The following is a 16631-nucleotide window of genomic DNA, read 5'->3' on the forward strand; positions in this document are numbered from 1 at the left end:
GGATGAAAAAAAGGGTCCGGCCGGGGCCCCGCGTGGGGCACCGGCCGGCGCGTTGCGCCAAGCGCTCCGCTGCTACAGCCCGTTCGGAATGGTGATGATGGTCTGGTTACCCGTGGTAGGGTCCGTCACCTGCACGGTTATACCTCCCGCGCCCGGCGTGATTTGAATCTGGTAGTTGCCCACGTTGTAGCTACCAGCTTTGATGGCCCCCTGGCCAAACTGCGACGTGATGAGGCGGCTCGTGAGCTGGCTCAGCACCTGCTGGTTGATATTGGCCGTGAACTGCGTTAGCGGATCCGTCGCGGCCGTGGAGGCCTGCACGGGATCCTGGATGCGGTTTTGGGCCGTGGCCGAGGCTTGCAGCCACGAATAATTGAAGGTGCCGCTACCCCCGAAAGCCGGGTTAATGGGCTCGTAAACAAAACGTTGGGCCTGGGCGGGGCGGGCCCAGCCGCCCAAGGCTGCCAGCAGTAAAAGCGTAAAGAATATTTTCATTGTAGTAAATGAGTGGAATTTTTGAAAACTAGGATAATGCAGGAATGCGGGTAGCAGCCGGGCCCCGGGGCCCGGCCAAGTCAGTACACTTCGAGGGGTGCGCGCCGACCTGATTCCAGTTGGCGGCTCACGTTTTGGGCTTCTAACAGGTAGCCCTGGGCGGCTTCGACAGCCCCGGCTACCAGTTCCTCCATTTGGTCGAGGCGGGTGGGCAGGGGCGCTTCGAGCAGCTCCTGGTCGTTCACGGTGAGCACGATGAGCGACGAATTGCCGCGGCCGGGCCGCTCGCCCACCTGCACCGTGAAGTCAGCCACGCCGGCCGGGGCCTCAAAGCTGTTGTAAAACAGGTCGTAGAAGTCGTGGCCCGGCTTGGTCAGGGCTTGGTCGAGCACCAGGCCTGCCGCCTCAGTGCCAGTGCGGCGGCGGCTTACCGAGTCGGCCTTGAGCAGCAGGCGCAGGGCTTCTTCGAGCTGGGCGGGAGGCAGCGGGGCGGGGGCTTTGCGAGCTTGGGCGGGGCGCTTGGCAGGTTGCGCGTCGGCCCGGCCGGCCAGGGCCCCCAGCGCTACGGCCAGCAGCCCCCAGCCGGCCAAAGCGCGGAACCAAAGCATCCAGCCGGAAGCAAGCGGGGGGCAGTACATAGCAGCGTGGGTGGGGCGGAGCGGGGAGGACGAAAAGAGCACGGCGGGGCCTACAACGGGCCCGCCGGCAGGCCAACAAATATATATTTAGTTTTAATATATCCCAAAAAATAAAGCCATTATTTATTCTTTAAAGCCTATATAATATTTTGGGGCGGCGCGGGGCCCCGGGTGCGGTACCTTGCCCGCCCTTTACCCGTAGTTCTTATGTTCGACACCGACTACCTTCCAGGCCGCACCCTATGCACGGTAGCCGGCCGCAAGTACCTGTTTTGCAGCGGCACCGGCTATCTGGGCGCAGCCCGTAGCCCCACTTCGCCGCCCTGCTGGCCGAGGGCTTAGCCCGCTACGGTACCAACTATTCCAGTTCGCGTGGGTCGGGCATTCAGCTAAGCGTATTTGCCGAAGCCGAAGCATACCTGGCCGCCTGGACCGGCGCCCCCGGGGCCCCACATGGCCTGGACCAGCGGCTTACTGGCCCGCCTGGCGGTCGGGGCCCCGGGCCCGGTGGTCATCGTCAGCAACTCGCTCGACCCGCTGCGGCTGGAGCCCTACGATTTTGGCTGGGCCGCCCACTTGCCCCCCGGCCGGCCCACCACCCTGCTGCTCGACGATTCGCACGGCTTAGGCCTGGCCGGGCCGGGCCGGGCCGGGGTGGCTACGCTGCTGACGGCACTGCCGCCTCACGTACATCTGGTGGTGGTCAACTCGTTGAGTGAGGCACTGGGGGTGCCGGCTGGCGCGGTGCTGGCCGACGCGGCGTTCATTGCCCCGCTGCGCGGCGGCCCATTTTTCGGGGCCCGCTCGCCCGCAGTACCGGCGTATTTGTGAGCATTTTTGACAGCCGAGCGGGCGGGGCTGCACGCCGCGGCGCGGCAGCAGCTGGGGGCCTTGGTGGCGCAATTTACCGCGGCCGTGGGGGCCCTGGGGCTATTCCGCTACCAGCTCTGCTTCCCGGTTTTTTACACCGGGGCCAACGCGCTGGCTCCGTTTCTGGAGACGCGCGGTATCCTGATTTCCAGCTTCGCCTACCCCACGCCGGCCGATGCCTGCATCACCCGCGTGGTACTCAACGCCTTGCACACCAGGGCCGATATGACGCAGGTAGCCGCTGCCTGTCAGGCGTTTGCCGCTGCACGCTAGGGGCCCCGGCGGGCTTCCTCACAGCAGCAGCACGTCGATGCGGTGGGCGTGCACTTGCTGGAGGCCTTCGGACCACACGAACACGGTGAAGTTGCCGTCTTGCGAGGCCACCAGGGCCAGGGCGTCGTGCTGGTCGTGCACAAACTGGGCGGCGGCGAGGTGGCGGGTACCGCCGTTCTGGGCCGGGTGGGTGCGCAGGGCGGTGCTCCCCAGCACGGGCTCGGTCACGATGAGCTGCTCGACGGGCCGGCTGTGAGCGGCGCGCGTCACCTTGGCACCGAAGGCCAGCAGCTCGTAGTGCTGGGTAATGACGGTGGCCCCGTCGACGGCCGTGAAGCCGCCCACAATTTCGATGGCCCGCAGCGCCGCCTCAGGCCCCTCGGGCCCGGGCTGGGCCAGCGCGGCCGCGATGCCCGGATAGGCCGGCGCCACGGGGTAGCTGAGCGGCTGCACCACCGAGCCCTGCCACTGCGCCGAACCGGGTGGCACTACCAGCACCAGCCCGCCGCGGCCATGGGCCCGCATGGCGGAGGCCAGCTCCACCAGCACGTCGATGGTGGCGGCGCCCGCCGGAGCCGGGATGCTGGGCAGCGAGGCCCGCAACTCAGGATAGTCGTCCAGGCCCAGGTTTTCTTCGTCTATGATGCGCACCTGGTCGCCGCGTAGCACGGCCACGTTCACAAATTTGCCGAAGCCGTCGGCCCGGCGATGCTTCACCACCAGCAGGCCCGGCTCCACCACTTCCACCACGAAGCACACCGGCGGGATGCGCGTAGCGGCGCCCCACAGGTACAGGCCGTCGGCGTCGTGCCACACGCCCAGGTGTACGCCGGGGTGCTCCACGGCCGGGGCCAACTTGATGAGGGCCTGTGGCGTAAGCCGCGGCCGGCACCCAAACACCAAGGGCCCCGCGGCGGCGGTGGGCGGCAGCAGCGCCAGCGAAATACGGGGCGGCCGGCCTTCCTCGCGCCGCAAACTGGCCCAGAACGCTACGTCAATCACCACTTCCATCAGGCTGGCCGACGGCACTTCGCCGAGTTCGGCCCCCAACTGGCGGGCCGCCGCCAGGTGTTGCAAGAAATGGTTTTCGAGGGCGGGGGCCACCATGCGGGCGGCCAGGTAAGTAGGTTCGGAAAGCATACAAATAAGGCGGGCCAATGGGGCCCCCGGGGAGGCATAGCAACCGCGGGGGCGGGCGGGGGTTCAGCCGGGGCCCTTTATGGCAATAAACCTAGGGCCCCTAGATATACTTTGACTTGCTGATGAAACGCCAGGAAGCTTGTAGAGCGACTTTCTAACCAAGCAATGTCGATTCCAGCGGCCAACCGTTCTACAATCGGGTTCGAATGCTTAGTTGAGCATTTACGTGCTTGATAAACTGCTTCTTTTGCGTCGGGCCGGGGTTGGGTTTCGAGGTTAATATTTTTGGTCGAACCAGGGTTTTCAACTCGCCACTTCAAATACCAAAGCCAATGCTCAATGCATTGCACTGGTATCAGCAAAACGGCTTGTAACCTAAAGGCCCCGCAAAGTCTCTTGCATCTCGGCTTGCTTACGTTTAAAAGCAGCTAGGCTATGATCATCTAAGTCGCGCCCAACAAAAAAGCATTGCTGCTGATATTCTGACAAACCTATTTGACAAGCTTCGGCAAAAAGGTCATCTACCTGTTTTTTATTAACCCCGCGGAAACGGCCGGCAAATACCTCGTCGGCTTCGAATTGCCAGCTTTGCCCAACTGATATTACCGCCAGGTAGTGTTGTAGAAAAAGCCGTTGCGCGTCATCTTCCCCAAAGAACCCGTATCGCAACATCGTCATACCGGTACACCTCCTAAAAAGCCCGAAACCCAGTATTCTCCTAGTGCATCTGTGTAATGAATTGGTTCTTGTCCTGCTGCTTTTAACTTATCGTTGGTTTCACTTATGATATCACCTGCATTGTGAATAACAGTTTCCCCGTTCTCGCGGTCAAACACCGAAATGCACTCAGGAATATCCGCGAAATAATCTACCACATAAGGGCTATGCGAAGTAAGAATAATTTGAATATCGCGCAGCCGCGCTAATTCAAAAATAAAATCCATCACCTCTTTAATGCGCCGGGGATGAATCCCTTTCTCTGGCTCCTCCAGCAGCAGCAGCTTCGGCGGGTCGGGCTGATGAACAATGCACAGTATTGCTAAGAAGTAAAGGACGCCCTCAGATACTTCTTCAGCCCAGTATGAACATCTTGCAGCGTCGAAAAACTTCAGGCGAAGATTTCCATTTGTAGCAGGATCAGGCGGAGTAGAAAAAGAGGATAAACTAACAACACACTGAGCAAAATCGGTTCGAAGGCGAGCAAAATTATCTTCGTGGTTCTGACTTAATGTATATAAAAACGCTGTAATATTTCGCCCGTTTGCATCTAGAAAAGGTTGATTAGATAGTTCCGTACTAAACAAGAAAGCTGCTGGCTCAAACTTATATAATTTTAAATTGACGAATAATTTCTGAGATTCCCATATCACAGTAGGGACTTCTTCTTCACTTGAGTATCCTTCTTGCTCAAAATAATCACCGAAATTATGTTCAATATTTTTATTTGAAACAACAGTTAAATCTACTGCAAATTTTCCTTTTGAATCATAATTATAATCTCTATGATCATATGCGTATCCTAATATTAAGCTAATAGATTGTTGATCATTACTTGAGACTCGAGCAATAAATCTAATCAGTTCTTCTCTTGCTGTAAAAGTAGATTGGCGTGGTAAAAGGGTTTGGAATTGGTCTTCTGTTATTATTTTATTTCTAGGGAATGTTTTTAAGTATGCCCCAAGCATTGTTATTCCCTTCAAAAAATTCGACTTCCCCGAATTATTCGGCCCAATAAATAGATTCACTTGCCCCAGCTTCACCGAGGCGTCGCGGATACTGCGAAAATTCTGAATGCGGAGGGACGTAAGCATAGCGATGACATTAAGCGGAAGACTGTAGCGAAGGTAGGGGTCCCAACCTACCCCAGTAGCTCCTCAATATCGGCCCGCGTCAGGGTTTTGATGACCGCCTCATCCGTAGCAATCAACTCGCTGACCAGGTTGAGCTTACGCTGTTGCAAGGCCAGGATTTTCTCCTCCACCGTGTGCTGGGTGATGAACTTGTAGACGAATACCGGCCGCTGCTGCCCGATGCGGTGGGCCCGGTCCACGGCCTGGGCCTCCACGGCGGGGTTCCACCACGGGTCGAGCAGGAACACGTAGTCGGCGGCGGTGAGGTTGAGGCCCACGCCGCCGGCTTTCAGGCTGATGAGGAAGATTTGCAGTGCATCGGTTTCCTGGAAGCGGGCCACTTCGGCGGCCCGGTCGCGGGTGTTGCCGTCGAGGTAGGCGTAGGGCAGCTGGCGCTCGTCGAGGGCAGCGCGCACCAGGGCCAGGTGCTGTACAAACTGGCTAAACACCAATACTTTGTGCCCCTCGGCTACCACGTTGCGCACCATGCGCAGCACCTCGCGCAGCTTGCCCGACTCGTGGGTGTAGGTGGCGTCGGCGAGGTGCGGGTGGTTGGCCATCTGGCGCAGGCGCGTGAGGCCCTGGAGCAGCAGGAACTGCGTGCTGGCAGACCCGTGCTCGTCCAGGTTTTGCAGGATTTTATTGCGGTAGAAGCTCTTGGTTTCCTCGTAGGCTTGGGCCTGCTCGGGCGTCATGTCGCAGTAACTGAGCTGCTCAGTTTTGGCCGGCAATTCTTTGGCTACTTGTTCCTTATGGCGGCGCAGAATAAATGGCTTAATGAGCGCGTGTAGGCGGCGCATGCGGCCCTCATCGCGGTGCTGCTCAATGGGCTTCAGGAATTCTTTCCGGAAAAATGCCTGCGTGCCCAGCAAGCCGGGATTGATGAACGACATCTGCGACCACAGGTCCATCGTGCTGTTTTCTACCGGCGTGCCTGTGAGGATGAGGCGGTGCTTGGAGCGCAGCTGCCGCACAGCTTGCGAGGTGGTGCTCGACGGGTTCTTAATGGCCTGCGACTCGTCCAGAATCACGTAGTCGAAGCGGTAGCTGGCCAACAGCTCGGCGTCGAGGCGCACGATGCCGTAGCTGGTCAGCACCACGTCGTAGCCGGCAAACTGGGCCACATCCTTGGTACGGTAAGTGCCCGTGTACACCAGCAGGCGCAAGGCGGGCGTAAATTTCTGCGCCTCGCTCAACCAGTTGTACACCAGTGAAGTAGGCAAGGCCAGCAGCGACGCCGCGCCCTGCGCCGCACCACTTTCGGCCCGCTGCTGGAGCATGGCCAGCGTCTGAATCGTGTTGTGCGTGAGCACGAAGTTATCCGTCACGTACAGGCGGTCGGGGGCATCCACGGCGATGCACTGCGCGGGCATTGTACCCACCAGTTCTACCGCCTTGATGCCACGGCAGGGCTGGTATTTGCTTTTGGGCCGGTACAGCGCCGCCTTGCGCGCCAGCCGGAACGGCTGAATGTGCGGTGGCAGGCTCAGCGTGAGGGCGTAAGCCAACTGCCCGGTGCGCCGCGCTCCGTTGTGCGTGTAAGTCGGTATTTTGCTCGATTCTTTCACCGTGCCGCCCAGGGACTGCACCAGGAAAGTGACGCCTTTAATTAGCTCCACCGATACGGAAGTGAACTGGCACACATCGCCCGGCGCCGGCATATAGCCATCCGAATCCATCAACCCCTGGAGCACGGCCAGGCGCGTGGCCGCATCGTTGAACAGGTAGGCGTCGGGAATAAATTTGTCTTTTGAGCCCTTGCCTTTCAGCCCCAGGGCCCCGATCTGCTGCATCAGGTCGTTGGTCCAGCCGGCGGCCGTTTTCACAAACCGGTAATCGCACGTCGTGCCCTGCTGCCGCATGGCTAAGCCCGGGGGCAGCCCCAGCGCCACGTAGTTCACGATTTCCGCGTCCTCCATCGACAGCTGAACACTGTTTTGCCGGAAGCATCCATCGCCGAGCAGCAGGCCCATAAAATACGGCTCAACGGGCACCGGCTGCGTGGTCATCGCCACGGGCTTCACCATTGGAATAAACCACTTGGTGTTACCGTGCCGGTCATATAGGTTGCCGGCCAGCTCGTGCAGGGCCCGTACTTGGTAGCCCTGGCCGCGGCACTTCTGCACCGGGCTTTGCACAGCCCACAGGTGCTCGGCGCAGCACTCGGCCGTGGCACCATCCGTGAACATAACCCGGAAAATCTCCTTCTCGCCCTGCGGAAACACGCCCGTCACCCGCGAGGCCGTACCCTGCGAATTGATAACGGCGTCGCCCACGCGCATTTCGCCCATTTGCTTCCATCCACCGGGCGTCAGGATATTGGCGTGCAGCGGCTGCGCTTTCCCCAGCCCCATATCATCGGCCAGGCAGCCGCCGAAATGGTAGTCCTGCACGAAGCGCAGCCAGTTGTAGCCGGCCTTTTGGTAGGGGCGCAGCTCGCCGCGGAAGCCCACGGGCAGCGGGTGGTCCTCCACTTCGGCAAAGTCGCGCAGCTTCTCCAGCTTGCGGCCCAGCGTCACGGTGGCCAGCTCGTTGCTTTGCAAGTCGGCCACCAGGGCGAGGTGGTGGCGGCGCAGCGACAGGGCTTCGTCCTGCTCTTCGGCGAAGGCGAACAGCTCCAGGTAATCGGTAAACCACGCCTCGGGGATGATGGCCACTTGGCCGTTGGGCAGCCGGAACTCGCGCCGCCGCTGCAAAATGTGCCCCCGCAGCCGGATGAACGGCACCGCGATATCGCCGAAGTACACCGTGCCGCGCACGTCGAACCAGTCGCCGGCTTCCTGAATCCCCAGCTCGACGCGCACGGGCCCCAGGAAATACGGCTGGCTGGCCCCGGCGGCAGGCTCCACGGCAAAGCCCTCGGCCGCCAGCGATTCCGCATTGTCGTGCAGCCACTGGAAGGCCGTGACCCGGTCAAGGGCAGCGTAGCCATCGGCCAGTACCAGGCCGCGGGCGGCCAGTACGGCCGCGGCGGCCCGCTCGTCATCGGCGCTGCGCAGCAGGCGGTGGAAGGTATAACTGTCGTCGGCCTGCTCCAGGCGCACGCTCACGCGCTTGCTGGGGTCGAAGGGTACCGAAGCATCGCCGTAGCGGAAGCCCAGCTGGAAGTACAGGCGGTCGGCGCTGGGCGCGGGCGCGGGCTTGGGCTGGGGCACGCGGCCGCGGCGCGGGGGCCCCGGCGGCCTCTCGGGCGCCTCGGGCAGGGCCCCGGCGGGCGGTACGTCGCTGAAGGTGAGGCGCGGCCGGGCCCGGTAGCGGTCCGTGACGACGGCAAAGCCCACGCCGCGGGCGTGCACATCGAACGCCTCCATGAGCGGGGCCACGAACTTCTGGAAGTAGCTGGCCTCCATCTGCCGGGGCACCACGATGAACTTCTTGCTCAGAAACGGCTGGAGCTTGCGGCCATCCACGTCGTTGTGGAACGAGTGAATGACGCCGTCCAGCAGCAGCCAGGCCGGCTGCTGGCACACGAGCAGGGCCCCCTTGTACTGGAAATCCAGCTTCTGATTTTGGTACTGAATGGTGGGAAAGTAGTGCGTGCCGTCGTCGTTACGGCGGAAGTGGAATAGCACCGAGGCCGGCACCGGGGCCAGCGCAATTTCGCGCCAGGTGGGCTCGCCGTCGCGCCCCATGATGAACACCTGCTTACCATGCAAGCGGGCCAGCGCGGCGGCCATGCGCGTTTGCACGTAGCGGGCCACGGCATCTTGCAGCGCCTTGTCACCCTTGTCGGCGTTATAGGTTTTCAGGAAGAAGTCGGCCGCCGCAATCTTGCGGGGCCAGAATTCCTTGATAACCGCTTCTTGCTGAAGCTGGTCGCAGAGCTCAATCAGCTCAAAGTCCACCGCGTCGAGGCCACTGGCAAACTCGGGCGCGTTGCGGGCCGAAGCCGTTTGGTGCAGTAGCGTGAGCTGGCCCTTCGGCCCGCGCTGCACCAGGTAGGCCGCAAATAGGTGGCCCAGGAACTCGTGCTCAAAGAGCGAGTAAACGATTTGAAAAGGTTCGGTAGGCGATACTTTCATAGGCGGCCACGGGGGGGCGCAAGTTAGGGCCCCGCGTGCATCCGCACCGCATATTTCTTGGACTTTATCGCGCCGAAAAATGGACCAAAGCCCTGCTGCGGAGCTTACCAGGCCTTACGGGTAGCCCGGCCTACAGGTTATCGCGCAGTACCAGGCGGCCGGCGTTCAGGGCCGGGCGAATGCTCACGGCCAGCGTGATGAGCACGATGGCTAAGCTCGTGAGCAAAATATCGGAAAGCTTCATCTTCACCGGGTACGCGTCAACGATGCTCGTGGCCATGCCCATGCTCACCAGCCCAAAGCGCTGCTGGGCCCAGCAGATGCCCACGCCCAATACCAGCCCCACCACCGCGCCCACCAGCGCCACGATGGCCCCCACGCCCAGGAAGGTTTTGCGCACAATTTCTTCGGTGGCGCCCATGGCCAGTAGCACGGCAATGTCTTTTTTCTTGTCAATGACCAGCATCGAAAGCGAGAAAAAGATGTTGAGCGAGGCAATAAGCAGGATGAAGGCGAAGGTGATAAATACGAACAGCTTCTCAATTTTAATGGCCTTGAGCAGGCTCACGTGCTGCTCATCGGAGTCAAGCACCGTGAACCGGGGGCCCAGTTCTTCGCGCAAGGTTTGCTTCACGGCCTCCACCTGGAAGCTGTCGCCCACCTTCACGTAGAGGCCCGTGCGGCGGTTGCCGTAGCCCAGCAGGCGCTGGGCAAAACGCAGGGGCACAAATACGTAGCTGTCGTCCATGCGCTGCTCGATGAGGAACACGCCCCCGGCCTGCAAGCTTTCCTCGTTGAAGGCCTTGCTGGGGTCCAGGCTCAGGGTTTTGCCCGCGGTGTTGCGCGGGTAGAGCATGCGCAGGGGCGTAAGGCCGTTTTTGAGCGTGATGCTGAGCTCGTGCTGCACGCCGGCCCCAATGAGGGCAAAGTCGATGCTGTCGTGGTAGAGGCGGTGGTCGCCCTCGCGGATGCTGGCATCGATGCCGCTTTGGCCAAAATAGTTTTCGCTCAGGCCGCGCATTTTCACCACCATCCGGCGGTCGTGGTATTGCAGCAAGGCGTTGTCCTCAATCACTTGCGTGAGCAGGGCCACGCCGGGCGTGGCCTGGATGCGCTGGAGCAGCGGTGCCGTGACGGCAAACGACTTGCCCTTGGTGGCCGTGATGACGAGGTTGGGGTCGGACTTGCCGTAAAGGGTGCGCACCAGGTCTTCGAGCCCGTTGAAGACTGAGAGCACAATGATGAGCGACATGGTGCCCACCGCCACCCCAATCATCGAAATGTTGGAGATGATGGAGATGATGTTGCGCTTTTTCTTCGAGGAGAAGTAGCGCCGGGCAATCAGAAAGGGAACGTTCACGGAGTCGGGTTAGCCGGCTTTGCGGAGGAAGCCGTCCATGAAATCCTCCAGGCGCTTAAGGCGGGTTTCGTGCTGCTTCAACACAATATCCGTCAACTCTTTGATATCCCTTTTCATACCCCGGATTTCATCCAGAAAGATGATGTTGAACTGATCCTGGCGCTCGTTGAATTTCTCTTGGCGCTCGTTGAATTTCTCCTGGCGCTCATTGAATTTCTCTTGGCGGTCTGTCCACTCCAGCAGGCGCTGGTTAAATACGCTTTGCTGCTGCTGAAACTTTTGGTTGTCTTGTCGGGCGTTGCGCTGCTCCTGCACTACTTGCAGCAATATCTCGTTAGTGGTGGCCGCCTGAGCTTCCTGCTGTTCCATACGGTTCAGCAGCGCATCCATGAAGATTTGAAAATTATTAGGATCCATCAAGCGGGGCGGCAAAGAGTAACACAAAACGAAAGCAAGATACAAGCTTTTGCCGGCGGCGAACTAAGTCCGAGGGCCCTACTTCCAAGCCTTTACAATCAGGCCCGTGCCCGAGTCGTGGGCCGAGCGGGCGTCGAGCCAGTTCAGCACCAGGCAAAACGGAAACACAACGGCGTAGTAGAACGGCAGCAGCACGAAAAACAGCCGCGACTGCCCCAGCATCAGGATGGGGTACTTCATGCTCAGGCGCCACGACACCTGGCCCGGCTCGCCGTAGCTGTAGCGGGCCTCGATGCGCTCGAAGCCGGCCGTGCGCAGCTTCTGCTGAATTTCGTGGATGTTGTAGCCGTCGCGCACGTGCTCCTCAATAAAGCTGGTTTCAGCGTCGCCGTGCACGTCAGAACCACCCTGGTCGCTGGGTGTGGAGATGAGCAGCATCCCGCCGTCCTTCAGCGAGGCGTGGATATTGCGGAATACTTCCACGTCTTCCACAATGTGCTCCATCACGTCTACCGACAAGGCCAGGTCGAAGCTGTTAGGCTCCTGGTACAGCACCAGATCTTGCACGGCAAACTGCACATTGGGCCGCCCAATCTGGCGGAAGAAGCGGTTCGAATCGGCCACCTGGTCCTCTTTCACATCCACGGCCAGGATGTGCCAGGGCCGGCCCAGGCTGCTGAGCCAGTAGCTGTACTGGCCATAGCCGGCGCCCGCGTCGAGGATGTTCAGCGGCTCCTGGGTACGGCCCCGGGCCCACTGGCGCAGCTCCCGGTGCACATGCCAGGTGCGCAGCAGCAGCAAATCGAGCAGGTGGTAAAACAACCGGCGCAGGCCCGGGGTGCGGTTAAATACCTTGCCAAGCGTCTTCTTAATCGGGTCGTAATACAAGGACGGTGAATCGGTGAGTTGGTGAGTTGGTGAATGAGGGCAGCGAGCAGGTGCCAATCACTCATTCACCTTTGAACAGGCGCGGGCGTGGCGCGGGCAAGTCGCCGGGGCCCTCCGCATCGGGGGCTGAGGGCGGGGCGGGCGGAATGTGCAGCTGCCCGAGCACGCCGTCCATGTGGGCGGCATAAGCGGCGCTGTCGTCGTGAAAAAAGGTGAGCTCGGGTACCACGCGGGCCGTTTTGCGGATGCGCTTGGCCAGGGCCTGGCGAATTTCCCTGGCGCTGTCGCGCACCAAGGCCAGGCGGGCGTCGGCATCGGTGCCCAGCAGCAGGCTCAGGTACACCCGGGCCTGGCCCAGGTCGGGCGTCATTTTCACCAGGCTGATGCTCGGGGCTAGCCCGCCGCCAAACAAGTGCGGCAGGTCGCGCTGCAACACGGCGGCCAGCTCTTGCTGGAGCAGGCTGGCCATTTTTTGCTGTCGTTTGCTTTCCATATAGCTTGCAAAGGTACGCCCGCGGGAAGCTGGGCCGAATGCCGCCGCGCAACGAAGCCCCGCGCCCCGCCGCTGGGGGCCCCACGGGCGGCGAATACCTTTGCTGAGACAATTTGGCTTTTCTTTTTTTCTTCTTACCGTGCTGCGCTTTTTTCGAGGCTCGTTGCCCGCCCAACTGCTGGGGCTGCTGCTGTTACTGCTGGCCCTGCGCCTGCCGCTGCTGGCCCTGCAAGGCCTGCCCCTCACCGCAGGCGAATTGGGGGCCCTGCTGGTGGGCGAGCGGGTACACGGCGGGGCCCTGCCCTACCGCGACCTCTACGACGGCACCGCGCCGCTGGCAGCCTACTTGTTCGGCGCGCTCGACTGGGTAGGGGCCCGGCCGGTATTCCTGTACCGGGCACTAGCGCTGGCCTTGCTGCTGCTGCAAGCCCTGCGCCTGAACTTCGTGCTAAACCGCGCCGACGCCTTCCCCGACCGCGGCTACTTAGTGGCTCTCGTGTATTTGGTAATGAGCTGCATCAGCACCGACCTCGACGCGTTGTCGCCACTACTGATAGGGCATACCTTCGTGATATTCGCCCTCAGCGCCCTAATTCCGACCTCGCGCGAGGGCTACGACAACCGCCGCCTGTTCCGGGCCGGGTTTCTGATCGGGCTTGCAGGACTATGCTACCTGCCGCTGGTGCTGTTTGCCGGCGTGGGCCTACTGGCCGTTATCATCTTCGCGGCCAATGCATTTCGCAGCTTCTTGCTGCTGCTGTGTGGGCTGCTGTTTCCATACGCAGTAGCTGCCACATACTTTCTCTACGCCGGGGCCCTACCCAACTTCGTGCAGTTTCACCTTGAGCCGGGCTGGCACAATTTCCGCGCCGGGGCCTCCAGCGGCTTGCCCTTGGCCTTGCAGTTGCGGCTGCTGGCCCTGCCGGCGGCGGTGCTGCTACTAGCCATGGCACGCGGGCTCGGCACGCCATTAGGCCCCGTATTTCAGGCCAAGTTTCGGCAACTAATGGTGGCTTGGCTGCTGGTGGCCCTGGCGGTGCTGGCGGGCGGCGGCGGCACGGCGCCCGGGGCCCTGGTGTTGCTGTTGCCACCGCTGGCGTACTTCAGCCTCTTCCTATGGCAAGCTGGCCGGCCGGCCTGGGCTCCAGAAGTGCTGTTTTTAGTGCTGCTGGCCGCTGTATCGGTGGTGCGGTACCGATTCCTGGTGCCCGGCCTGGAAACCTTGCTACGCCTGCCCGCCGAAAGCACCTTCGCCCCTCGCCCCGACCCTTCCTTGTCCGGGCTCCATAACCAACGCCTGTTTGTGCTGGGCCCCGACCACCGCGCTTACCTCACCAACCCTTCGGCTACGCCCTACCTCGATTGGCACTTGGCTCTGCTTGATTTCAACCACCTCGATCAGTACGCCGCTGTGGTCCGCATCGGCCGGCAAGTAGGAGCTAATCCACCCGATTACATACTCGACCAGAGCCATTTGCTCCCACAATTGCGCTACCTGTTGCCTAGCGTGTTCGGGGCCTATGCGCCGGCCGGCCCACCAAACCTGTACAGGCACGTAGGAACTATCGAATAAAGCGGCAGCACCATAACGCCCCTTGGTTAGTACAATGGACTGGATTTAATGCATTTCGCGGCGCAAATAGCATTCGACCTTTGCAGCAATGTCTCTAATTGCTTATCTGGCCCAAGCACCTGATTTTCGCTAGGCGGGCCGCAACTTCCGTCGCTCTCTACTTTCTGGTTGTCCAAGTAGCGACCGCGCAAATTACTTTTTCCAGCAGGGTTACAGCGGCGGGCCTAGACGGTGCGTAGCTAACCCAAGTTGCGGAGTATTTGGGGGCATAAAAAAGTCTGCTCAGCAGAGCAGGAGGAGGTTTGAGGTCTCTAACCTCCTCCTGCTCTGCTTTCCCCATGCGCGAACAGGCCGTTGCCATGTACTACTTCCTCGCTGATTTACTGACCACGACAAGCGCCGGCGTGGGCTCGGCCGGCCGACCCGCGCCGGCGCTTGTCGGATGCGTAAGTGCTGACCACGGCCTTGGTAGCGGCCCGCTACTTTGGCGGTAATCTGGTGCTGGGGCAGCGCTACATGGAACAGCATTGGGGCCAGCAGAGCCTGAATAAGGGTGGCTTCAATCGGCAGTTATATGCCCTGGCCGATACGCTGGTGGGCTTGTTTGCCCCCTTTGGGCAACTGCTTAAAGGCCTGCACACCGAGGCCCGCTACGTCATCGACTCCTTCCCCGTGGCTGTATGGCATAATACGCGCATCCCACGCTGTAAACTACTGACCGGCAAGTCCTATCACGGCCGTTGCGCCAGCAAGCGTAGCTGGTTTTACGGGTTTAAAGTGCAGCTCGTGGCCACCACCGACGGGATTCCGGTCGACTATTACATCCATGCCAACAGTGAAGCCAACCAGACCGGCCTACGGGCATTGGCCCCGGACTTGCCCAAGGGCAGTGTCCGCTACACCGATGCCGGCTACTGAGGTGGTCGGGTGTCAGTGGACACGAAGCTAAGATAAGTTGAAACGGTAATGAAGTTCGATTTCGAGCGGGGTGCAGTAGCCCAGGGCGGAATGCAGCCGTTGCGTATTGTAGTAATGGTCCAGGTACTCGGCCAGTTCAAAGCGGGCCTCTTCCAGGTCAGCGAAGCAGGCCCCACGGGGCAGTAGCTCGGTTTTGAGCGTGCTCCAGCCGCTTTCGGCCAGGGCGTTGTCCTACGGATTGCCGGGCCGACTCAGGCTGGCAATGGCCTGCGTGCGTGTGAGCAACGAGGTAAAAGCGTCGCTGGTGTACTGGCTGCCCCGGTCGGCGTGCACGAGCAGGCCCGGTGGGGGCTGGCAGACGGCCACGGCCCGGTTAAAAGTGGTCAGAATCAAGTCCGTATGCAGCGACTCGCTCACGTGCCAGCCGACCACGCGCCGGGAAAAGGCATCGCGCCAGCAGGCCAGGTACGCCCACTGCCCCATGGCCAGGGCCAGGTAGGTGATGTCGCCCACCCAAATTTGGTTGGGCGCCGTCGCTGCGGGCCAGTTGGCGAGTTTGTTAGCCGCGGCAATGGCCTGCGGGTCGGCCTGGGTGGTACGCGGGGGACGGGTGCCGGCCCGCGTGCAGATGGCCCGTAAACCACTGCGGCTGAGCCAGCTGCGCAGCCGCTGCCGGCCCACCGCATGGCCTTCGCGCTGCAGCTGAGCCCGGAGGCGGCGCTGGCCATAGCGGCCGGCATGGGTGGTGAACACGCACTGGGCCGCTACTTGCCAGGCGACCGATGCGGGCTCGGCTGCCGGGCTGGGCGCGCGCTTGCGCCAGGCGTAGTACCCACTGGGGCTAACGCCCAGCACCTGACACTGCTGCCGCACGGGCCAACAGTGGGCGTGTAAGGCAATGAAAGTGAAGCGTTTCATCGGCCCGTCGGTTGCGAAAATGTCGTCAGCGCTTTTTTTAAAATATCGCGCTCCGTTTCAGCGCGGGCTAATTGGGCCCGCAACTGCTTGTTTTCCTGCTCCAGGGCCTCGCTGCCAGCGGGTCGGTTGGCTTGCGCCCGCGCGGCGCGCACCCACTTGCCCAATACGGCCTCGCTCATGCCCAGCGCCTGCGCGACGCGCGTGACTGCCTGCCCATCCTGGCTTACGCGGCGGACTGCTTCGAGCCGAAAGGCCGCATCATACTTGGTTCTAGGCCGTTTACCGGCTGGTTTTGCTGCTTCCATGACAAGGGAAAGCTACTTTCGCCGTGTCCACTTTTACCCGACCACCTCACGCAGCAGCAAGATAAGATTGGCCGTTTAACGTTCTCCTGATGACTTGCACGCTCGATTTGTACACGGATTATTTGGCAAGTTCGACGGGTCCCACGCCGGCCACGGACTTATCACGGTTGCTGGATGGGGCCTTGAGCCACGACCATCTCACACGCTGGCGGGCCTGGGTTCGCCCGCGCTCTGGCGGCAAGCCAAGCCCTTGATTCGCCAAGCCGAAGCCCCGCGTGGAACCGACGAGTTTGCCGTGCTTATCGTGGACGATTCTATCCTGGAAAAGGCCCATACTGATGCCAATGAGCTGATTTGCCCCCATTGGGACCACCGCCAGCAGCGCTTTGTCAAAGGCCTCAACTTTGTGAGCCTGCGCTACCAGGCCGGCGACCTGGCCCTGCCTGTCGCCGCCGAACTAGTGGTTGAAAA

16 protein-coding genes and 2 pseudogenes are annotated in these 16631 nt (G+C 61.2%); 5 read left to right on the forward strand and 13 right to left on the reverse strand.

Going from position 1 to position 16631, the window contains the following annotated elements; translation table 11 throughout:
* Nucleotides 1-72: 72 nt before the first annotated feature.
* Together DDQ68_RS14530 and DDQ68_RS14535 are read right to left on the reverse strand one after the other, a co-directional pair.
* Nucleotides 73-495, reverse strand: coding sequence for a curli assembly protein CsgF (locus DDQ68_RS14530; RefSeq protein WP_109656951.1), 423 nt, complete (start codon nucleotides 493-495; stop codon nucleotides 73-75).
* A gap of 80 nt (nucleotides 496-575) precedes the next feature.
* Entirely contained in the window at nucleotides 576-1133 is a 558-nt protein-coding gene (locus tag DDQ68_RS14535) for a CsgE family curli-type amyloid fiber assembly protein (RefSeq protein ID WP_109656952.1), read from the reverse strand.
* A gap of 453 nt (nucleotides 1134-1586) precedes the next feature.
* Between DDQ68_RS14535 and DDQ68_RS14540 the strand changes: the two genes are divergently transcribed.
* Nucleotides 1587-1964 carry a hypothetical protein gene (locus DDQ68_RS14540; protein WP_109656953.1) on the forward strand — a complete coding sequence of 126 codons (378 nt, stop codon included), beginning with the start codon at nucleotides 1587-1589 and terminating at the stop codon, nucleotides 1962-1964.
* 6 nt (nucleotides 1965-1970) lie between these two features.
* Complete coding sequence (locus tag DDQ68_RS14545; RefSeq protein WP_109656954.1) at nucleotides 1971-2276, forward strand: hypothetical protein; 306 nt, start codon at nucleotides 1971-1973, stop codon at nucleotides 2274-2276.
* An 18-nt stretch (nucleotides 2277-2294) separates the two neighbouring features.
* Here DDQ68_RS14545 and DDQ68_RS14550 read toward each other — a convergent pair whose 3' ends face one another.
* The 8 genes from DDQ68_RS14550 to DDQ68_RS14580 all read right to left on the reverse strand — a co-directional run bounded on the left by DDQ68_RS14550 (nucleotide 2295) and on the right by DDQ68_RS14580 (nucleotide 12446).
* Complete coding sequence (locus tag DDQ68_RS14550) at nucleotides 2295-3416, reverse strand: putative sensor domain DACNV-containing protein (protein WP_109656955.1); 1122 nt, start codon at nucleotides 3414-3416, stop codon at nucleotides 2295-2297.
* Between the two features lie 375 nt (nucleotides 3417-3791).
* The gene (locus DDQ68_RS22920; protein WP_162550125.1) at nucleotides 3792-4094 is read right to left on the reverse strand and encodes a hypothetical protein; all 303 of its coding nucleotides are present in this window, start codon (nucleotides 4092-4094) and stop codon (nucleotides 3792-3794) included.
* Nucleotides 4091-5227, reverse strand: a complete 1137-nt coding sequence (locus tag DDQ68_RS14555; RefSeq protein ID WP_109656956.1) for an AAA family ATPase — start codon at nucleotides 5225-5227, stop codon at nucleotides 4091-4093. The genes DDQ68_RS22920 and DDQ68_RS14555 overlap by 4 nt, the downstream gene beginning before the upstream one ends.
* Before the next feature lie 47 nt (nucleotides 5228-5274).
* The gene (locus DDQ68_RS24445) at nucleotides 5275-9288 is read right to left on the reverse strand and encodes an SNF2-related protein (RefSeq protein WP_109656957.1); all 4014 of its coding nucleotides are present in this window, start codon (nucleotides 9286-9288) and stop codon (nucleotides 5275-5277) included.
* A gap of 130 nt (nucleotides 9289-9418) precedes the next feature.
* Entirely contained in the window at nucleotides 9419-10648 is a 1230-nt protein-coding gene (locus DDQ68_RS14565) for an ABC transporter permease (protein WP_109656958.1), read from the reverse strand.
* Between the two features lie 9 nt (nucleotides 10649-10657).
* Nucleotides 10658-11065, reverse strand: a complete 408-nt coding sequence (locus DDQ68_RS14570) for a hypothetical protein (protein ID WP_109656959.1) — start codon at nucleotides 11063-11065, stop codon at nucleotides 10658-10660.
* 78 nt (nucleotides 11066-11143) lie between these two features.
* The gene (locus DDQ68_RS14575) at nucleotides 11144-11953 is read right to left on the reverse strand and encodes a class I SAM-dependent methyltransferase (RefSeq protein ID WP_109656960.1); all 810 of its coding nucleotides are present in this window, start codon (nucleotides 11951-11953) and stop codon (nucleotides 11144-11146) included.
* Between the two features lie 61 nt (nucleotides 11954-12014).
* A complete protein-coding gene (locus tag DDQ68_RS14580) occupies nucleotides 12015-12446 on the reverse strand; it encodes a ribosome-binding factor A (protein ID WP_109656961.1) in 432 nt (143 codons plus the stop codon).
* Nucleotides 12447-12585: 139 nt separating this feature from the next.
* On the opposite strand from DDQ68_RS14580, the gene DDQ68_RS14585 reads away from it, so the two are divergent.
* Nucleotides 12586-14019, forward strand: a complete 1434-nt coding sequence (locus DDQ68_RS14585) for a hypothetical protein (RefSeq protein WP_109656962.1) — start codon at nucleotides 12586-12588, stop codon at nucleotides 14017-14019.
* A gap of 338 nt (nucleotides 14020-14357) precedes the next feature.
* Nucleotides 14358-14934 (forward strand): annotated as a pseudogene (locus DDQ68_RS14590) (transposase); the annotation flags it as partial.
* A 30-nt stretch (nucleotides 14935-14964) separates the two neighbouring features.
* On the opposite strand, the gene DDQ68_RS24800 reads toward DDQ68_RS14590, so the two are convergent.
* From DDQ68_RS24800 to DDQ68_RS14605, 3 genes are read right to left on the reverse strand one after another with little or no spacing between them, the layout of a single operon-like run.
* Complete coding sequence (locus DDQ68_RS24800; RefSeq protein ID WP_109658445.1) at nucleotides 14965-15159, reverse strand: integrase core domain-containing protein; 195 nt, start codon at nucleotides 15157-15159, stop codon at nucleotides 14965-14967.
* A gap of 9 nt (nucleotides 15160-15168) precedes the next feature.
* Complete coding sequence (locus DDQ68_RS14600; RefSeq protein ID WP_109656964.1) at nucleotides 15169-15855, reverse strand: IS3 family transposase; 687 nt, start codon at nucleotides 15853-15855, stop codon at nucleotides 15169-15171.
* Nucleotides 15852-16160 (reverse strand): transposase, encoded by a 309-nt coding sequence (locus tag DDQ68_RS14605; protein WP_109656965.1) that lies wholly within the window; start codon nucleotides 16158-16160, stop codon nucleotides 15852-15854. The genes DDQ68_RS14600 and DDQ68_RS14605 overlap by 4 nt, the downstream gene beginning before the upstream one ends.
* An 86-nt stretch (nucleotides 16161-16246) precedes the next feature.
* On the opposite strand from DDQ68_RS14605, the pseudogene DDQ68_RS24995 reads away from it, so the two are divergent.
* Nucleotides 16247-16623 (forward strand): annotated as a pseudogene (locus tag DDQ68_RS24995) (IS701 family transposase); the annotation flags it as partial.
* Nucleotides 16624-16631 lie beyond the last annotated feature (8 nt).

The organism is Hymenobacter nivis, from assembly GCF_003149515.1.
Classification (GTDB): domain Bacteria; phylum Bacteroidota; class Bacteroidia; order Cytophagales; family Hymenobacteraceae; genus Hymenobacter; species Hymenobacter nivis.

Coding starts and splice junctions, on each gene's coding strand:
- DDQ68_RS14530 (WP_109656951.1), bottom strand. CDS start 495: ATGAAAATATTCTTTACGCTTTTACTGCTGGCAGCCTTGGGCGGCTGG.
- DDQ68_RS14535 (WP_109656952.1), bottom strand. CDS start 1,133: ATGTACTGCCCCCCGCTTGCTTCCGGCTGGATGCTTTGGTTCCGCGCT.
- DDQ68_RS14540 (WP_109656953.1), top strand. CDS start 1,587: ATGGCCTGGACCAGCGGCTTACTGGCCCGCCTGGCGGTCGGGGCCCCG.
- DDQ68_RS14550 (WP_109656955.1), bottom strand. CDS start 3,416: ATGCTTTCCGAACCTACTTACCTGGCCGCCCGCATGGTGGCCCCCGCC.
- DDQ68_RS22920 (WP_162550125.1), bottom strand. CDS start 4,094: ATGACGATGTTGCGATACGGGTTCTTTGGGGAAGATGACGCGCAACGG.
- DDQ68_RS14555 (WP_109656956.1), bottom strand. CDS start 5,227: ATGCTTACGTCCCTCCGCATTCAGAATTTTCGCAGTATCCGCGACGCC.
- DDQ68_RS24445 (WP_109656957.1), bottom strand. CDS start 9,288: ATGAAAGTATCGCCTACCGAACCTTTTCAAATCGTTTACTCGCTCTTT.
- DDQ68_RS14570 (WP_109656959.1), bottom strand. CDS start 11,065: ATGGATCCTAATAATTTTCAAATCTTCATGGATGCGCTGCTGAACCGT.
- DDQ68_RS14580 (WP_109656961.1), bottom strand. CDS start 12,446: ATGGAAAGCAAACGACAGCAAAAAATGGCCAGCCTGCTCCAGCAAGAG.
- DDQ68_RS14600 (WP_109656964.1), bottom strand. CDS start 15,855: ATGAAACGCTTCACTTTCATTGCCTTACACGCCCACTGTTGGCCCGTG.
- DDQ68_RS14605 (WP_109656965.1), bottom strand. CDS start 16,160: ATGGAAGCAGCAAAACCAGCCGGTAAACGGCCTAGAACCAAGTATGAT.